The sequence below is a fragment of the Pseudomonas sp. PAMC 29040 genome (assembly GCF_003994535.1).
Lineage (GTDB): Bacteria > Pseudomonadota > Gammaproteobacteria > Pseudomonadales > Pseudomonadaceae > Aquipseudomonas > Aquipseudomonas paraversuta.
Genome location: NZ_RZAA01000010.1, coordinates 116,644 through 133,601, shown reverse-complemented (window position 1 = coordinate 133,601; position 16,958 = coordinate 116,644). Strand labels below are relative to the sequence as shown.

Below are 16,958 nucleotides of genomic sequence, written 5' to 3'. Positions count from 1 at the left end.
CACAGCGCCTGCCAGGGAACAGCGGCGCCCACTTACATGGAGGTGTTATGAGCATCAGGGATTGGCCGGCAGCAGAGCGGCCGCGCGAGAAGCTTTTAGAACACGGAGCATCCAGTCTTTCCGACGCCGAACTGCTGGCAATCTTCCTGCGCACCGGGGTCTCGGGCAAAAGCGCGGTCGATCTGGCACGGCATTTACTCGCTGAATTCGGCAGCCTGAGGGCCTTGCTCGAAGCCGACCTCGCCGGGTTCTGTCGACAGCTGGGGCTCGGGCCGGCCAAGTTCAGCCAGTTGCAGGCGGTACTGGAGATGAGCCGCCGGCACCTGGCCGAGCGCCTGCGCCGGGACTCGGCGCTAGAGAGCCCGCAGGCCGTTCGTGACTATCTCAAGTCGTTACTGCGTCACGAACTCCACGAAGTGTTTGGCTGCCTGTTCATGGACTCCAAACACCGGATGCTGTCCTTTGAAGTGCTGTTCAGGGGCTCCATCGACAGTGCCAGCGTGTACCCGCGCCAGGTGGTCAAGCGCGCCCTCGCACATAACGCCGCAGCGGTGATTTTTTGCCACAACCACCCCTCGGGTGTCACCGAGCCCAGCCAGGCCGACCGCACCCTGACCAAGCGCCTGAGCGATGCGCTGGACCTGATCGAAGTGCGGGTTCTGGATCACTTTATCGTTGGCGACGGTGAACCGCTCTCAATGGTCGAACATGGCTGGATGTAACACTCAGGGCTTGATGCTGACCGTCGAAAAGTCCTGACGCCCGAACGGACTCACCTGATAACCCTGTACGTCTTTACGGGTAAGCGCGTAGGCCGTTGGGTGTGCCAGCGGCAGCCACAGCGCCTGCTGCTGAATCAGGGCCTGGGCCTTTTGATACAGCGCGCTGCGCTTGTCCTGGTCGGTGAGGGTTTTGCCCTCACTGATCAGGCTGTCCAGGGTCTTGTCGCAATAACGCGCAAAGTTGGTCCCGGACTTCACCGCGGCGCATGAAAACTGCGGAGTCAGGAAGTTGTCCGGGTCGCCGTTATCACCGGCCCAGCCCATGAACAACAGGTCGTGCTCACCCGCTTTGGCGCGACGGATCAATTCGCCCCATTCAATCACCCGGATGTCCGCCTTGATGCCCACCTTGCCCAGGTCCGCCTGCAGCAACTGCGCCCCAAGGCTTGGGTTCGGGTTCAGCACGCTTCCGGTCGGCCGGGTCCAGATGGTGGTTTTAAAGCCGTCCTTGAGGCCTGCACTGGCCAGCAGCTCTTTGGCTATTTGCGGATCATGGGCATAGCCCGGCAAATCTTTGGCATAGCTCCAGGTCGTGGCCGGATAGATGCCATTGGCAGTCTGTGCACCGTTCTCGAACACCGCCTTGAGGTAAGTGTCTTTATCGAAGGCCAGATTGATCGCCTGCCGCACCTCGGGCTTGTCCAGTGGCGGATGCTGACTATTGATGGCCACAAAAGCAGTCATGAAGGCCGGGGTTTGCGCAACGCTCAACGCAGGGTCCTTGGTGGCGGCATCCACATCCAGCGGTTTGGGCGAGAGGGCAATCTGGCACTCATTGCGGCGCAATTTCTGCAGGCGCACGTTGGCGTCCGGGGTGATGGCAAAAATCAGCCCGTCGATAGCCGGCTTGCCCGCGAAATAGTCCGGGTTGGCCTTGTAACGCACCACCGCATCTTTCTGGAAGCGCGAGAACACAAAAGGCCCGGTACCGATCGGCTGGCTGTTCATCAGCTCCGGCGTCCCGGCCTTGAGCAGTTTGTCGGCATATTCGGCCGAATAGATCGATGCAAAGCCCATACTCAGCGCCGGCAGGAACGTTGAATCCGGATGGCTGAGGGTAAAGCGCACGGTCAACGGGTCCGGGGTTTCGATCTTTTTCACCAGCTGCGGCAGTTGCAAGGACTGCGCATGGGGGAAACCGCTTTGCGCCACCTTGTGCCACGGATTGTCCGGATCAAGCATGCGCTCGAAGCTGAAGCGCACGTCATCGGCATTCAGTTCACGGCTCGGGGTGAAATAAGGCGTGCTGTGAAACTTGACCCCGGGGCGTAATTTGAAGTCGTACACAAGACCGTCAGGGGACACTGACCAGCTTTGCGCCAGACTCGGCACCAGCCTGGCAGCCCGGGCATCAAAATCCACCAGACGATTCATCAGCACGTCTGCCGAGGCATTGGTGGTCGTGAGCGAGTTGTACTGCACCACATCGAACCCTTCGGGGCTGGCCTCGGTGCAAACACTCAAGGTGGCCGCCTGAACCAGCGGACTCAGGCAAAAGGTAAGCAATAAGGGGGCGGCAGCGAGGCGCATGATCTGTTTCCTTTGCAAGTCGATGTGGCCCATCTGCAGGTGCAGTCTGGAAAAGACTAACCCTAGTGACCTGATGGACAAATGACTACTTTTTAATACGATCCGTTCCCTGTAGCGGCTGCCGAAGGCGCCTGCAGAGCTCGAAACGGGGGTATTTTCGGCCATATCAAGACCCGTCCGCCCTTGTCGCGACCGTCGCCGACTGCAATAAAGCGCAATTTTCGCACTGAAACCTTTCATCTCGCGACGAGCGGTAAAACCCAAGCAGGCATAGGCTTTAGCGCGAAATGCCGTTAGACTGCCGACTTAATTAATTACAGCAAACCACAGTTCGTGTTGTTGCTCTTTAGTCTTTCTGGTATAAAGCAGCGCTCTTTTCTAGGGGCCCGGTTCCTTCGTTTGTAGGTGTAGCCGGTAAGACCCTTAAAGAAACGCGGCGCCTGGCGCCATGACTGAGAGATTAAGCGGCCAACCCATGCCGGGTTGGGCATGTGGTTTTAGAGGGCTGAGGCATGTCGAGAGTCTGTCAAGTTACCGGTAAGGGTCCGGTGACTGGGAATAACATTTCCCACGCAAATAACAAAACCCGTCGTCGTTTCCTGCCGAACCTGCAGCATCACCGCTTCTGGGTTGAAGAAGAGAAACGTTTTGTTCGTCTGCGCGTATCTGCTAAAGGCATGCGCATCATCGACAAGCGTGGCATCACTGTCGTGCTGGCCGAAATCCGCCGCGATGGCAAGATCTAAGGGAGCTAATCATGCGTGAATTGATCCGTTTGGTGTCGAGCGCTGGTACAGGCCATTTCTACACCACAGATAAGAACAAGCGCACCACTCCGGACAAAATCGAAATCAAAAAATTCGATCCGCGGGTTCGCAAGCACGTGATCTACAAAGAAGCCAAAATCAAGTAATTGGTTTTACTTCTTACAAAAAAGGCCCGCATCTCACGATACGGGCCTTTTTTGTTGCTCAGCGCTGACGGTTCAACGTGGGACCGGCACTTCCCTGCATTTCCCGGCCTGACTCAGTTTCATGGTCACCATTACCCCTCCTGCGCCACGATCCTCAGCCGCCATCTATCGGCTCAGGGTTTGTGTTCAAACACGACGTAAACTTTGCGACATGGCTCCAGCACTTCCCACGTGCCACTGAAGCCGGCAGGGATGACAAAGCGGTCACCGGCCCGCAGGGTCTTGGCGTTGCCTTCCTGGTCACGCAGAACTGAAACGCCCTGCAGAATTTCGCAATATTCATGCTCGGTGTAATTGACCGTCCAGTGCCCCACAGCACCTTCCCACACCCCCGCGCTCATCTGCCCGCAAGGGCTGTCGTAATGGTTGTGGACAACTTGCTCCGGATTACCCTTGAGCACTTTTTCCGGCGCAGGACTAAATCGGTCAGCCTGGGTTTTGGCAGTGCTGAAGTCGACGATTGTGGCAATGCTCATTATTTTTGTACCCCCGAAATTGCTGCGTGTGTGGTCAGAAAGACAAAAGCTGATGTTTATTAAAACGAACAAGCCTTGCCGTTTGCGACACATGTGTCAAATATATTGAAAGTTCCAGGGCCACTGGTTTAGGGTGGCGGATGTCTCGTACTGATCACTTTAGTGAATCGGACAGCATCCATGACGCGCCATGCCAAAGCCTGAGCGCTGCAATTCTTAATAAGAGGAGGACACTCGAATGACCACCCTGACGCGTGCTGATTGGGAACAACGGGCCAAACAGCTGAAAATCGAAGGTCGCGCCTACATCAACGGTGAATACACCGACGCGGTCTCCAATGAAACGTTCGAGTGTCTCAGCCCGGTCGACGGCCGCTTGCTGGGCAAAGTTGCCAGCTGCGATGCAGCTGACGCCCAGCGCGCCGTAGAAGTGGCACGCAAAACCTTTGAGTCGGGCGTCTGGTCGCGCCTGGCACCGGCCAAGCGCAAAGCCGCCATGATCCGCTTTGCCGATCTGCTCAAGCAAAACGCCGAAGAACTGGCCCTGCTTGAAACCCTGGACATGGGCAAGCCGATCAGCGACTCGCTGCACATCGACGTCCCCGGTGCAGCCGGTGCGCTGAGCTGGAGCGGTGAAGCCATCGACAAGATTTACGACGAGGTCGCCGCCACCCCCCACGACCAGTTGGGTCTGGTGACCCGCGAAGCGGTCGGCGTAGTCGCCGCCATCGTGCCGTGGAACTTCCCGTTGATGATGGCCTGCTGGAAGCTCGGTCCGGCGCTGTCGACCGGTAACTCGGTAATCCTCAAGCCCTCCGAAAAATCGCCACTGACAGCCATCCGCATTGCGGCACTGGCCGTTGAAGCCGGCATTCCGGCTGGCGTCCTGAACGTCCTGCCAGGTTACGGCCACACTGTCGGCAAAGCCCTGGCCTTGCACATGGACGTCGACACCCTGGTGTTTACCGGTTCGACCAAAATCGCCAAGCAGTTGATGATCTATTCCGGCGAATCCAACATGAAGCGCATCTGGCTCGAAGCCGGCGGCAAGAGCCCGAACATCGTCTTCGCCGATGCTCCCGACCTGCAAGCCGCTGCCGAATCCGCTGCCAGCGCCATCGCCTTCAACCAGGGCGAAGTCTGTACCGCAGGTTCGCGCCTGCTGGTCGAGCGCTCCATCAAAGACAAATTCCTGCCGCTGGTGATCGAAGCGCTCAAGGACTGGAAGCCGGGCAATCCGCTGGACCCGGCCACCACCGTGGGCGCCCTGGTCGACACTCAGCAAATGAACACTGTGCTGTCGTACATCGAAGCCGGCCACAGCGAAGGCGCCAAACTGGTTGCCGGTGGCAAACGAATCCTGCAGGAAACCGGTGGCACCTACGTTGAGCCGACCATTTTCGACGGTGTGAGCAACGCGATGAAAATCGCCCAGGAAGAAATTTTTGGCCCGGTCTTGTCGGTTATCGCCTTCGACAGCGCCGCAGAAGCGATCCAGATTGCCAACGACACGCCATATGGCCTGGCGGCTGCAGTCTGGACAGCCGATATCTCCAAGGCTCACCTGACTGCCAAAGCCCTGCGCGCCGGTAGCGTATGGGTCAACCAATACGATGGCGGCGACATGACCGCTCCGTTTGGCGGCTTCAAACAGTCGGGTAACGGCCGTGACAAGTCGCTGCACGCATTCGACAAATACACCGAGCTGAAATCCACCTGGATCAAGCTGTAACACAACACTGGTAACACCCTGTGGGAGCGGGCTTGCCCGCGATGATCGCACCCGGTCTGCACTATGGACCCCGGTGCTAGCATCGCGAGCAGCCGCTCCCACATTTGTTTCAAACCTTTATTTCCAGTTATCCACAGGAGCACAGCGATGCGTTGGGCGACTTACTTCGCCGTACTGGCCTCGGTACTCAGCGTCGGCCTGGCGCTGGGCGTGAGCATGCCGCTGGTGTCGTTCCGGCTCGAAAGCTGGGGTTACGGCGGGTTCGCAATTGGCGTGATGGCAGCCATGCCGGCAATCGGCGTGCTGGTGGGCGCCAGCCTGGCCAGCAAACTGGCCTCGCGCTTTGGTACGCCAGCCCTGATGCGTCTGTGTTTGTGGTGTGGCGCGCTGTCCATCGGGCTGTTGGCGTTACTGCCCAGCTACCCGGTGTGGCTGGTGCTGCGACTGCTGATCGGGGTAGTGCTCACGATCATTTTTATTCTCGGTGAAAGCTGGATCAACCAACTGGTGGTCGAACAATGGCGCGGCCGCCTGGTCGCACTGTATGGCTCGGCCTACGCCTTGAGCCAACTCTCCGGGCCCCTGCTATTGGGCCTGGTTGGCTCTGAAGGGGACTACGGATTCTGGATCGGCGTAGCTCTGCTGACGCTGGCCCCCTTGCTGCTGATGGGCCGCGATGGCGCCCCCGTCACCGAAGCGTACAGCGTGACCTTCAAGGACTTGCTGGAGTTCTGTCGAGGCTTGCCGGCCATCGCCTGGGCTGTAGGGTTATTTGCGGCCTTTGAAGCCATGATTCTGACCCTGCTGCCGGTCTATTGCCTGCGTCAGGGCTTTACCGCCGACATCGCCCTGGCAATGGTCAGTACCGTGGTGGTGGGCGATGCCCTGCTGCAACTGCCGATTGGTGCGCTGGCCGACCGCCTGTCCCGGCGTTCGTTGTTCACCGGTTGCGCGGTGCTGCTGATGCTGTCGAGCCTGGCGGTGCCATTGTTGCTCAATACCCTGTTGATCTGGCCGCTGTGGGTGATTTTCGGCGCCAGCGCAGGCGGCCTGTTCACCCTGTCGTTGATTCTGATCGGCGAGCGCTACCGTGACGACGCGCTGGTACGTGCCAATGCCCACATTGCACAGCTATGGGGCATTGGCTGCCTGATCGGGCCGTTGGCCGCAGGTGCTGGCAGCCAGTGGATCAGCGGCCATGCCTTGCCGCTGTTCATGGCCGCCGGAGCCTTGGTGCTGGTGATCCTGGTGTTGCGCCAGGGCGCCTTTGGCGCAGAGCAAACAGCCGCATAAAATATGCGCCTGCAGAGGGGCCTGGGTGGTTACAACATCTTCTCCAGCCCCACGCTCTTGCTGAACCAGGCGTTCAGCCGGCGCCACCAGTTGCCCGGCTCGTGGCTCAACGCATGTAACCGGCCATTGTCTTCGGTTACCCAGACGATCTTGCCCTGCTCCAGGGTCGGCTCGTAGCTCAAGGCCGGCGACATGCCCTGCAACGCCAGCTTGCGCGCCTCGTCCGCCAGCTGCGGGCTGTCCACCAGCACCCCGACCTCGGTGTTCCACAAGCCCGAACGCGGGTCGAAATTGAACGAGCCGATAAAGGATTTTTGCCCGTCGAAAATCATCGCCTTGCTGTGCAGGCTCGAATCGCTGCTCATCCCGTGTTTAAACAGATGCGGACCGCTGCCCGGGTGGCTGCCGGGCTGGCGCCGCAGCTCAAAGAGCTTGACCCCATGCTCCAGCAACGCCTTGCGATAGGGGGCATAGCCGCCATGCACCACCGGCACGTCCGTGGCTTCCAGGGAGTTGGTCAATAAACGTACATCGACCCCGGCATCCGCACGGCCCGTCAGGTACACCAGCCCGGTTTCACCCGGCACAAAGTAGGCCGAGACCAGAATCAGCTCTTTGTTCACCCCGGCCAGTTCCGGCGCCAGTTGCGTGGTCAGCAACAAATGCGGATCCGGCTCGTCCTTGGCCAGCACCTTGCTCGGTGCATCCCACAAGGCCTGACCCCAGGCCCAGATCAGCTCTTTGCGCCAGGTATCCAGCTGCGGGCTGGTTTCATACGATGCCAGTTGCTGGTACAGCGTGTTGTTGCGTTGTTGTGCCAGTTTGAGTGACGCCTCGAGTTTTTCCCGCGCCCTGGCCAGCTCCGACCGGGACAGCCGTGCCGAAACAAAATCACCAATGGGCTGGCTCAGGGCACTGTTCCAGTATTGATCGAAGCTGTACCCCAGTTGCTCAGCCACCGGCCCCACTCCGAGCAGGTCGATGTCGGTGAAATTCAGATCCGGCTGAGCATCGAAATACTCATCGCCCAAATTCCGCCCGCCGACAATCGCCGCACTGTTATCGGCCAGCCACAGCTTGTTATGCATGCGCCGGTGCTGGCGCGAAAGATTGAATAGCCGGCCCATCGCCCGGGTCACCCCCGTGCCACGTCCCAATTGCAGCGGATTGAACAGGCGGACCTGAATATTGGGATGGGCCGCCAGGGTGGCCAGAATATCGTCCAGGCCATCGCTGGCGGTGTCGTCGAGCAGCAGTCGTACCCTCACCCCGCGATCTGCCGCCTTGAGCAGCTCATCAACCAGCATCCGCGTACTCAGCCCGTCGTGGACGATGTAGTACTGCAGATCAAGACTGCTCTGCGCATTGCGGATCAGCTCTGCCCGGGCCCGGAACGCTTCGCCGCTGTTGGGCAATAAACGGAACCCCGAGCGGCCCCGGTAGGGCGCCGCCTGAGCCATGATCGAGCGGCCAAAGGATGAATCCACCGCGGGGGTAGCCTGACTTGACTCTCGAGGTACATCCAAGGTGCTACAACCTCCCAGCAACAGCGCGAAAAACAACATGCAGAGTGATTTCAACGTACGGTGCCCCGTTCAACTGTCCGCGTGACCGGCCGCCTGAGCCCACAACTTGCTGGCCGTTTCACCGACCTTGCGCACGGCCTCTTCAATCTGCAGCGTTGGCTTGGCAGCGTAGTTCATGCGCAAGCAATTACGGTACTTGCCCGAAGCAGAAAAGATGCTGCCCACCGCGACCTGCACCCCCTGCTCAAGCAGCGCGCGATTGAGGCGCAAGCTATCAAACCCCTCGGGCAGTTCAAGCCACAGCATAAAACTGCCCTGAGGCCGGCTGGCGCGGGTACCGGGCGGAAAGTAGCGGCTGATCCAGCCCAGCATCAAATCGCGATTGCGCTGATATTGGGTGCGCATTTTGCGCAGGTGCGGTTCGAAATGACCGTTTTTCAAAAAGTCGGCAACCGCCAGCTGCGGCTGCGGCGCGGTGGAGCCGGTGGAGATGTACTTCATGTGCAGCACCCGCTCCAGATAACGGCCCGGCGCGACCCAGCCTACCCGCAGGCCCGGGGCCAGGGTCTTGGAGAACGAGCTGCACAGCAGCACCCGACCGTCATCGTCGAACGACTTGATGGTCCGCGGGCGAGGGTAGGTGTAGGCCAGCTCACCGTAGACATCGTCTTCGATAATGGCCACGTCAAAGCGCTGGGCCAGGGTCACCAAGGCCCGTTTGCGCGCCTCGGGCATGATGTAGCCCAGCGGATTGTTGCAACTGGGGGTGATCTGGATTGCCTTGATCGGCCACTGCTCCAGCGCCAGCTCCAGCGCATCCAGGCTGATGCCGGTCAGCGGGTCGGTGGGTATCTCCAGCGCCTTCATGCCCAACCCTTTGAGGGTTTGCATGGCGCCGTGAAAGCTCGGCGAATCGACCGCCACAATATCTCCCGGCTCACACACCGCCCGAATACTGCATGACAGCGCTTCATGGCAGCCAGTGGTGATCACTATCTCGTCGGGGCTCAACTGACAGCCCGAGTCGAGCAGCAGGCGCGCCAGTTGCTCGCGCAGGGCCAGCACCCCGTAGACGTTGTCGTAATACAGGCCGGGCAAGTCCAGGCGGCGACTGATTTGCGCCAGGCTGCGCAACAACGGCTTGATGGTCGGCACAGTAACGTCGGGCATGCCGCGCCCCAGTTGAATCACATCCTTTTGCGGCACCGAGCGCACCAGTTCCAGCACCTGCTCCCACTGGGAAATTTCCACCGGCCGCTGAGCGGGCTTGCCCATGCCCGGCAAGGCCGGCAACTGGCGCTCCATCGGTACAAAGTATCCGGACTTGGGGCGCGGCGAAGCCAGGCCATTGTCCTCCAGCAACCGATACGCCTGCTGCACCGTACTCAGGCTCACACCATGTTCGGCGCTTAATGCACGCACTGAAGGCAAGCGGTCGCCGGGGCGATAAAAGCCCTGTTCGATGCGCGTACCGAGCAGGTCGGCGAGGTTGACGTATAGGGTCATGGCGGTGCTCTCGAAAGATTGACCGGTACAGATGGGCTATAAACCGAGGATTCAGGCTCTAAAAAGACGAATCTGTATGCATATAAAAACAGTTTGCTGAATCTGTCATGGTTTTTGACGCAAGGCCATCATGCTGACTCATAGCAACCGAGTCAAAAGGAGCTGGCGAATGAATGGTTTAAGCGATGTGCGTCTGACGTTACACGGCCCGCAATTACAGGCTGAGCACGAATCTTTTCAGGTCGTCAGTTCACCTGCCGCTTTAAGCCGCTGGGGCCTGTTCTGTCACCGCTCACGCACCCGCCGGGCCTTGCTCCAGCTGGATGCACAGCAGCTGCGGGACGTGGGTTTGAGCCCGGAGCTGGCCCTGCGCGAAGGCTGCAAACCGTTCTGGCGCTCTTGACCTGACTGGCAGCAGCGAGCGCCTGCAGGGGGGCGGGTTAACCCAGCTCTTTGAGCCGATGCCACAACATGCCCAGCGCCAGCAACGGCGAACGCAGGTACTTGCCGCCCGGAAAGGTGATGTGCGGGACTTTGGCGAACAGGTCAAAACCGTGGCTTTGCTGGCCGCTGATGGCCTCGGCCAGCAGCTTGCCGGCCAGGTGCGTGGCGTTCACCCCATGTCCTGAATACGCCTGGGCGAAATACACGTTGGGCTGATCCGGCAGACGACCGATCTGCGGCAAGCGGTTGGCACCAATACCAATCATCCCGCCCCACTGGTAATCGATTTTTACATTGGCCAGGTGCGGGAACACTTCGAGCATTTTCGGCCGCATGTAAGCGCCGATGTCCTGCGGGTCGCGGCCTGAGTAATGACAGGCACCACCGAACAGCAAACGCCGGTCCGCCGAAAGCCGGTAATAATCCAGCGCCACACGCTGATCGCATACCGCCATGTTCTGCGGCAACAAAGCATGAGCCTGGGCTTCACTCAACGGCTCGGTGGCAATGATGTAACTGCCCGCAGGCAGTACTTTGCCACTGAGTTGCGGGTTGAGATCCTTGAGATAGGCATTGCAGCCCAGCACCAGGCTCCTGGCCCGCACCGATCCCTGAGCCGTATGCACCCGCACTTCAGGGCCGTAATCGATCCGGGTTACCGCGCTGTTTTCGAACAGCTTCACGCCCAATTGCGCCGCGACGGCGGCTTCACCCAGCGCCAGGTTAAGCGGGTGCAAATGACCCGAGCCCATGTCAACCAGGCCTCCGACATAACGGTCCGAACCCACCACACTGTGCACTTCGTTGGCTTGCAGCAAACGGGTCTGGTGGCGATAACCCAAGCCGCGCAATTCTTCGGCCTCTTCGGCAAAACCTTCCAGGTCGCGAGGCTTGTTGGCCAGGTCGCAATAACCCCAGGTCAGGTCGCAGGCAATGTTGTAGCGTTCGACCCGCTGGCGCACGATTTCCACCGCCTCCAGGCCCATCAACTTCATTTGCCGCACACCGTCCTTGCCGATGATCCCTTCAAACTGCTCAAGCCCGTGGCCGACGCCGCGAATCAGTTGCCCGCCATTGCGCCCGCTGGCACCCCAGCCGATCTTGTGCGCTTCGAGCACAATCACGCTCATGCCGCGCTCGGCCAGCTCCAGCGCCGTGTTCAGGCCGGAAAAGCCGCCGCCCACCACGCACACATCAGCCACATGCTCACCTTGCAGCACCGGATGATCGGGCTGCGGCAGACTGCTGGCGGCGTAATAAGAAGCGGTGTGCTGGCTGCGCGGATCCGGGGCGCTCATGTGATTAATCCTGATTATTCATGTTAGAAAAATTTGACGGAGCATAAGCCCGGCCCTTCCTGCGGGGCAAGAACAGCCGGACGGCCCTGTCTAGAGTGAGGCTTTTCGGGCAGACTCTGCGGCCTTTTCAAATCCGGTGAGCCTTAGATGAGCTGTAACAGTCATAAAATCCGCTTTCTCAGGCAGCAGATCCCGTCGTTCGAATGCGTTCCGGGTTGCCATGACTGCTGCGGGCCCGTGACCACCTCATCTGAAGAAATGGCCCGCCTGCCACGCAAGACCGCTGCCGAACAAGAGGCGGCCATGGACGAGCTGAACTGCGTACACCTGGGCCCCAATGGCTGCACTGTGTATGAAGAGCGCCCGCTGATCTGCCGTCTGTTTGGCACCACCCCGACCTTGCCGTGCCCTAACGGCCGCCGCCCGGTGGAAATGATCCATCCTTCGGCGGAGAAGCTGGTGCATGAATACATCGCCAGTACCCGCCAGGTGCTGGTGTAGAACCTTCCTGCCCCTGCAGGAGCAAGCTCGCTCCTGCAGAGCCCCGGGGGTCAATCCGGGATCGGCAAATTCAGGCTCTCTTTCACCTCTTCCATCACGATATAGCTCTTGGACTCACGCACGTGGGGCAGTTTGAGCAAGATATCGCCCAGCAGTTTACGGTACGAGGCCATCTCGCTGATCCGCGCCTTGACCAGATAGTCGAAGTCACCCGACACCAGATGACACTCCAGTACGTGGGGCAATTTCAGCACTGCACGGCGGAATTCTTCAAAAGTATCGCCTGACTTGTAGTCGAGGCTGATTTCGACGAACACCAGCAAACTGCCCTGCAAATGCTGGGGGTTGAGCCGGGCGTTGTAGCCCATGATGATCCCTTCGCGTTCCAGCCTGCGTACCCGCTCGGTACAGGGCGTGGTCGACAACCCTACCTTCTCTCCAAGCTCGGTAAACGAGATCCGGCCATCGGCCTGCAGGATGCGCAAAATGTTGCGATCGATCTTGTCCAGTTCACGCTTTGTCTGATGATTTGTACGCATAGGAGAATCTCCTTTGTAAAAAGCGTTTTGGCCGAGAATTGTCGCCAAATATAGCTTTTTATACAGTGAAATCCACTGGCAAATGCTTCTTATACTGCGCTCATCTTCGCTTTGAACAATAAACGTCTGCGGCTGGCCGCGATGAGGGAAATAAATATGCGAGTTATGGTATTGGGTGGCGGCGTTATTGGTACTGCCAGCGCCTATTATCTGGCCCGAGCCGGTTTCGATGTAGTCGTCGTAGACCGTCAGCCAGCCGTTGCGATGGAAACCAGCTTTGCCAACGCCGGCCAGGTATCCCCGGGCTATGCATCGCCATGGGCCGCGCCGGGCGTTCCGCTCAAGGCGATCAAATGGCTGCTCGAGCGCCACGCCCCCCTGGCAATCAAGGCCACCACCAATATCGACCAGTACCTGTGGATGGCGCAGATGCTGCGCAACTGCACCGCCAGCCGCTATGCCGTGAACAAGGAGCGCATGGTGCGTTTGTCCGAGTACAGCCGCGACTGCCTCGATGAACTGCGCGCCGAAACCGGTATTGCCTACGAGGCTCGCAACCTCGGTACCACTCAATTGTTCCGCACCCAGGCCCAACTGGACGGCGCAGCCAAAGATATCGCCGTACTCAAGGAGTCCGGGGTGCCTTACGAGCTGCTCGACCGTGCGGGTATCGCCCGGGTTGAGCCGGCACTGGCCGGTGTCACTGACATTCTGGCCGGCGCCCTGCGCCTGCCGAATGACCAGACAGGTGACTGTCAGATGTTCACCACCCGCCTGGCTGAAATGGCTAAAAACCTGGGTGTCGAATTCCGCTTCGGTCAGGATATCCAGCACCTGGACTTCGCGGGCGATCGCATCAATGGCGTAATGATCGACGGCAAGCTCGAAACCGCTGACCGCTACGTACTGGCCCTGGGCAGCTACTCACCGCAAATGCTCAAGCCGCTGGGCATCAAGGCCCCGGTTTACCCGCTCAAAGGCTACTCGCTGACCATCCCGATCACCGATCCGGCCATGGCCCCCACCTCGACCATTCTGGATGAGACCTACAAAGTCGCCATCACCCGTTTCGACAACCGTATCCGTGTCGGCGGCATGGCCGAGATAGCCGGTTTTGACCTGTCGCTCAATCCCCGTCGGCGTGAAACCCTGGAGATGATCGTCAATGATCTTTATCCTCGGGGCGGTGATTTGAGCCAGGCAAGTTTCTGGACCGGCCTGCGCCCGACCACTCCGGACGGCACGCCGATCGTGGGCCCGACGCCATTTAAAAACCTGTTCCTGAACACCGGTCATGGCACACTCGGCTGGACCATGGCCTGCGGCTCCGGTCGCTTCCTCGCTGACGTGATGGCCAAAAAGACGCCACAGATCAGCGCCGAAGGCCTTGATATTTCCCGTTACGGAAACCACCAGGAGACTGCAAAACATGGCAATCCAGCGCCAGCTCACCAATGAACGCATGAGCCAGATCGTGGCTCACAACGGCACTGTTTACCTGTCAGGGCAAGTCGGCAATGACATGTATGCCGGGGTCGAGCAGCAAACCCGCGAAACCCTGAAAAATATCGAGCACCTGCTGGACCTGGCGGGCACCGACAAAAGCCACATCCTGTCGGTCACCATCTACCTCAAGAACATCGATGCCGACTTTGCCGGCATGAACAGTGTCTGGGACGAGTGGCTGCCTAAAGGCGTACAGCCTGCACGCGCAACGGTCGAAGCCAAGCTGTGTGAACCGGAAATTCTGGTGGAACTGTCGGTTATCGCGGCACTGCCATAACACCCTTGATGTCATAACTGTCCCTCTTCCGGTGCCACCGTGGTCAAGCCACGGGTTGGCGCCGGTTTTTTATTCAACAGCCGTTAGAAGCCCGCCGCCATGCGCCCAGCCCGTGCCCTGATCGACCTTCAAGCCCTGCGTCATAACTACCAACTGGCCCGTGAAGTGACGGGGGCCAAAGCCCTCGCCGTGATCAAGGCCGACGCCTACGGCCATGGCGCCGTACGTTGCGCCCAGGCCCTGGAGGCTGAAGCCGACGGCTTTGCTGTTGCCTGTATCGAAGAAGCCCTGGAACTGCGCGCTGCCGGCATTCGCGCCCCTATTCTGCTGCTTGAAGGTTTTTTTGAAGCAGATGAACTGCCGCTGATCGTCGAGCACGACTTCTGGTGCGTGGTGCATTCGCTGTGGCAGCTCGACGCGATCGAGCAGGCCCGCCTCCCCAGACCGATTCAGGTGTGGTTAAAACTCGACAGCGGCATGCACCGCGTCGGCTTGCACCCGCATGATTACAAAGCCGCCTACCAGCGCCTGCAGGCCAGCGGCAAAGTGGCAAAAATCGTACTCATGAGCCACTTCGCCCGCGCCGATGAACTGGACTGCAGCCGCAGTGAAGAACAGCTGGCGGTGTTTCAGGCGGCCCGTGCGGACTTGTCTGCCGAAGTCAGCTTGCGCAACTCGCCGTCGATCCTTGGCTGGCCAACCACCCCAAGTGACTGGGTCCGTCCGGGGCTCATGCTGTACGGGGCAACCCCGTTTGAAGAGCCGCAGGCTCAAGCTTCCCGCCTGCAGCCAGTGATGACCCTGGAATCCAGAGTCATTTGCGTACGCGAATTGCCGGCAGGCGAGCCGGTGGGCTACGGCGCCAGATTCATCACCACCCGACCAATGCGCGTCGGCGTAGTGGCCATGGGTTATGCCGATGGCTACCCGCGTCAGGCGCCCACCGGCACCCCGGTACTGGTGGCCGGTGTACGCAGCCAGCTGCTGGGGCGGGTGTCGATGGACATGCTGTGCATTGATCTCACGGATGTGCCGCAAGCCGGCCTCGGTTCACCCGTCGAGTTGTGGGGCAAAACCATCCTCGCCAGTGAGGTGGCGGCCAAGGCTGACACCATTCCTTACCAGATTTTTTGCAACCTGAAACGAGCCCCGCGCCTCTATTCCGGGGACTGATGAGTTGTATCCAATGTGCGGAGCAAAATGGGGGTACAGGTTTGAAGTCGAAGTGTTGTAAATACTGAACGCTATCGCCATGATGGCGGCTTCTCGACCTGAACCTGACCCCTAGGAGGCTCCCGCATTGGACGTCGGTGAACGACTGCAATCCATCCGCAAACTTAAAGGCCTGTCACAGCGTGAACTCGCCAAGCGTGCGGGCGTCACTAACAGCACTATTTCGATGATCGAAAAAAACAGCGTGAGCCCTTCAATAAGCTCCCTGAGAAAAGTGCTGAGTGGCATTCCAATGTCCATGGTCGAATTTTTTTCCGAAGAGATCCTTCAGGAAAAACCGACGCAAATTGTCTACAAAGCCAATGAATTGATCGACATTTCAGATGGTGCCGTGACCATGAAACTGGTCGGCAAGGCGCATCCGAGTCGGGCCATCGCATTTCTTAACGAAATCTATCCACCGGGCGCCGATACCGGGGACGAAATGCTGACCCACGAAGGCGAAGAAACCGGAATCCTGGTGGAAGGCCGTCTGGAGTTGACCGTAGGTCTTGAGACCTTCGTGCTCGAAGCCGGCGACAGCTACTATTTCGAAAGCTCCAAGCCGCACCGTTTTCGCAATCCGTTCGATGTCGCAGCGCGACTAATCAGCGCAGCCACCCCGGCGAATTTCTAAGAAAAGAGGCGCCCTGCTTATGGGCAGAGGCATCCGCAGCTGCATTTCGCCATCTCTATTCCCCCTTTGTCTTTAGGGTTGTTTCAGAGTGGCGGGCTAACCGTTATACTTTTGCCGCCCGCGAAACCGTGGTTGTGGGCGTGAATAGCCACCATTGAGGGTGTACGCGTGAACCTAATTATGAAAATGCTGGCCGTACCAGCAACTGTATTGGCCCTTTGGGCAGTCAACGCTCAAGCGGCAACAAACGATGACATCGCAAAACGTCTCGAGCCTGTAGGCAAAGTCTGTGTTCAGGGCGAAGAATGTAAAGGCATGGATGTCGTCGCTTCAGCTGGTGGCGGCGGTGCTCAAAGCCCGGACGACATCATTGCCAAGCATTGCAACGCGTGCCACGGCACAGGCTTGCTGGGCGCACCGAAAATCGGTGACACCGCAGCCTGGAAAGAACGTGCCGATCACCAGGGCGGCCTCGATGGCATCCTGGCCAAGGCCATCACCGGGATCAACGCCATGCCGCCAAAAGGCACGTGCATGACCTGTACCGATGAAGAACTGAAAGGCGCCATCGAGAAGATGTCCGGCTTGAAGTAAGCCGATCTTCACCAGAAAAGCCGCTGATGGGCGGCTTTTTTGTGCCTGAAATTTGCTCCGGCACGCCCTTGATCCTCCTTGCTCTTTGCAACCAAGACCGGTCACTCTCTGTCACATCTCTATACACGGATG

18 protein-coding genes are annotated in these 16,958 nt (G+C 59.2%); 12 read left to right on the top strand and 6 right to left on the bottom strand.

Annotation, left to right across the window (positions count from 1 at the left end; translation table 11 throughout):
* Positions 1-47: 47 nt before the first annotated feature.
* Complete coding sequence (gene radC, locus WG29040_RS18335) at positions 48-722, top strand: DNA repair protein RadC (RefSeq protein WP_003437820.1); 675 nt, start codon at positions 48-50, stop codon at positions 720-722.
* Between the two features lie 3 nt (positions 723-725).
* On the opposite strand, the gene WG29040_RS18330 is transcribed toward radC, so the two are convergent.
* Complete coding sequence (locus WG29040_RS18330) at positions 726-2,312, bottom strand: ABC transporter substrate-binding protein (RefSeq protein ID WP_127196642.1); 1,587 nt, start codon at positions 2,310-2,312, stop codon at positions 726-728.
* 512 nt (positions 2,313-2,824) lie between these two features.
* Here WG29040_RS18330 and rpmB point away from each other — a divergent pair.
* Together rpmB and rpmG are read left to right on the top strand one after the other, a co-directional pair.
* Positions 2,825-3,058, top strand: coding sequence for a 50S ribosomal protein L28 (gene rpmB / locus WG29040_RS18325; RefSeq protein WP_003437823.1), 234 nt, complete (start codon positions 2,825-2,827; stop codon positions 3,056-3,058).
* 11 nt (positions 3,059-3,069) lie between these two features.
* On the top strand, positions 3,070-3,225 hold the full coding sequence (rpmG, locus tag WG29040_RS18320; RefSeq protein WP_003437824.1) for a 50S ribosomal protein L33: 156 nt from the start codon (positions 3,070-3,072) through the stop codon (positions 3,223-3,225).
* 173 nt (positions 3,226-3,398) lie between these two features.
* Here the strand turns inward: rpmG and WG29040_RS18315 are convergent, their stop codons facing one another.
* Complete coding sequence (locus WG29040_RS18315; RefSeq protein WP_003437825.1) at positions 3,399-3,761, bottom strand: cupin domain-containing protein; 363 nt, start codon at positions 3,759-3,761, stop codon at positions 3,399-3,401.
* A gap of 238 nt (positions 3,762-3,999) precedes the next feature.
* On the opposite strand from WG29040_RS18315, the gene WG29040_RS18310 reads away from it, so the two are divergent.
* Together WG29040_RS18310 and WG29040_RS18305 are read left to right on the top strand one after the other, a co-directional pair.
* On the top strand, positions 4,000-5,493 hold the full coding sequence (locus tag WG29040_RS18310) for an aldehyde dehydrogenase (protein ID WP_003437826.1): 1,494 nt from the start codon (positions 4,000-4,002) through the stop codon (positions 5,491-5,493).
* Positions 5,494-5,640: 147 nt separating this feature from the next.
* Positions 5,641-6,786 (top strand): MFS transporter, encoded by a 1,146-nt coding sequence (locus WG29040_RS18305; RefSeq protein WP_010656754.1) that lies wholly within the window; start codon positions 5,641-5,643, stop codon positions 6,784-6,786.
* A gap of 29 nt (positions 6,787-6,815) precedes the next feature.
* Here the strand turns inward: WG29040_RS18305 and WG29040_RS18300 are convergent, their stop codons facing one another.
* Positions 6,816-8,351 (bottom strand): phospholipase D family protein, encoded by a 1,536-nt coding sequence (locus WG29040_RS18300; RefSeq protein ID WP_029612719.1) that lies wholly within the window; start codon positions 8,349-8,351, stop codon positions 6,816-6,818.
* Positions 8,352-8,381: 30 nt separating this feature from the next.
* Positions 8,382-9,818, bottom strand: coding sequence for a PLP-dependent aminotransferase family protein (locus WG29040_RS18295; protein WP_003437829.1), 1,437 nt, complete (start codon positions 9,816-9,818; stop codon positions 8,382-8,384).
* A gap of 169 nt (positions 9,819-9,987) precedes the next feature.
* On the opposite strand from WG29040_RS18295, the gene WG29040_RS18290 reads away from it, so the two are divergent.
* A complete protein-coding gene (locus tag WG29040_RS18290) occupies positions 9,988-10,221 on the top strand; it encodes a DUF1127 domain-containing protein (RefSeq protein WP_003437832.1) in 234 nt (77 codons plus the stop codon).
* 37 nt (positions 10,222-10,258) lie between these two features.
* On the opposite strand, the gene WG29040_RS18285 is transcribed toward WG29040_RS18290, so the two are convergent.
* Entirely contained in the window at positions 10,259-11,560 is a 1,302-nt protein-coding gene (locus WG29040_RS18285) for an FAD-binding oxidoreductase (RefSeq protein WP_003437833.1), read from the bottom strand.
* A gap of 147 nt (positions 11,561-11,707) precedes the next feature.
* Between WG29040_RS18285 and WG29040_RS18280 the strand changes: the two genes are divergently transcribed.
* A complete protein-coding gene (locus WG29040_RS18280) occupies positions 11,708-12,061 on the top strand; it encodes a YkgJ family cysteine cluster protein (protein WP_003437837.1) in 354 nt (117 codons plus the stop codon).
* Between the two features lie 50 nt (positions 12,062-12,111).
* On the opposite strand, the gene WG29040_RS18275 is transcribed toward WG29040_RS18280, so the two are convergent.
* Positions 12,112-12,600: an Lrp/AsnC ligand binding domain-containing protein gene (locus tag WG29040_RS18275; RefSeq protein ID WP_003437842.1), complete on the bottom strand. Its 489-nt coding sequence runs from the start codon at positions 12,598-12,600 to the stop codon at positions 12,112-12,114.
* Positions 12,601-12,756: 156 nt separating this feature from the next.
* Between WG29040_RS18275 and dadA the strand changes: the two genes are divergently transcribed.
* The 5 genes from dadA (at position 12,757) to WG29040_RS18250 (ending at position 16,826) form a co-directional block, all read left to right on the top strand.
* Positions 12,757-14,058 carry a D-amino acid dehydrogenase gene (dadA, locus tag WG29040_RS18270; protein ID WP_003437843.1) on the top strand — a complete coding sequence of 434 codons (1,302 nt, stop codon included), beginning with the start codon at positions 12,757-12,759 and terminating at the stop codon, positions 14,056-14,058.
* Positions 14,030-14,383, top strand: coding sequence for a RidA family protein (locus WG29040_RS18265; protein ID WP_003437845.1), 354 nt, complete (start codon positions 14,030-14,032; stop codon positions 14,381-14,383). The genes dadA and WG29040_RS18265 overlap by 29 nt, the downstream gene beginning before the upstream one ends.
* 99 nt (positions 14,384-14,482) lie before the next feature.
* Positions 14,483-15,556 (top strand): alanine racemase, encoded by a 1,074-nt coding sequence (gene alr, locus WG29040_RS18260; RefSeq protein ID WP_127196641.1) that lies wholly within the window; start codon positions 14,483-14,485, stop codon positions 15,554-15,556.
* Between the two features lie 127 nt (positions 15,557-15,683).
* Positions 15,684-16,232: a cupin domain-containing protein gene (locus WG29040_RS18255; protein WP_003437848.1), complete on the top strand. Its 549-nt coding sequence runs from the start codon at positions 15,684-15,686 to the stop codon at positions 16,230-16,232.
* A gap of 180 nt (positions 16,233-16,412) precedes the next feature.
* On the top strand, positions 16,413-16,826 hold the full coding sequence (locus tag WG29040_RS18250) for a cytochrome c5 family protein (RefSeq protein ID WP_127196668.1): 414 nt from the start codon (positions 16,413-16,415) through the stop codon (positions 16,824-16,826).
* Positions 16,827-16,958: the final 132 nt, after the last annotated feature.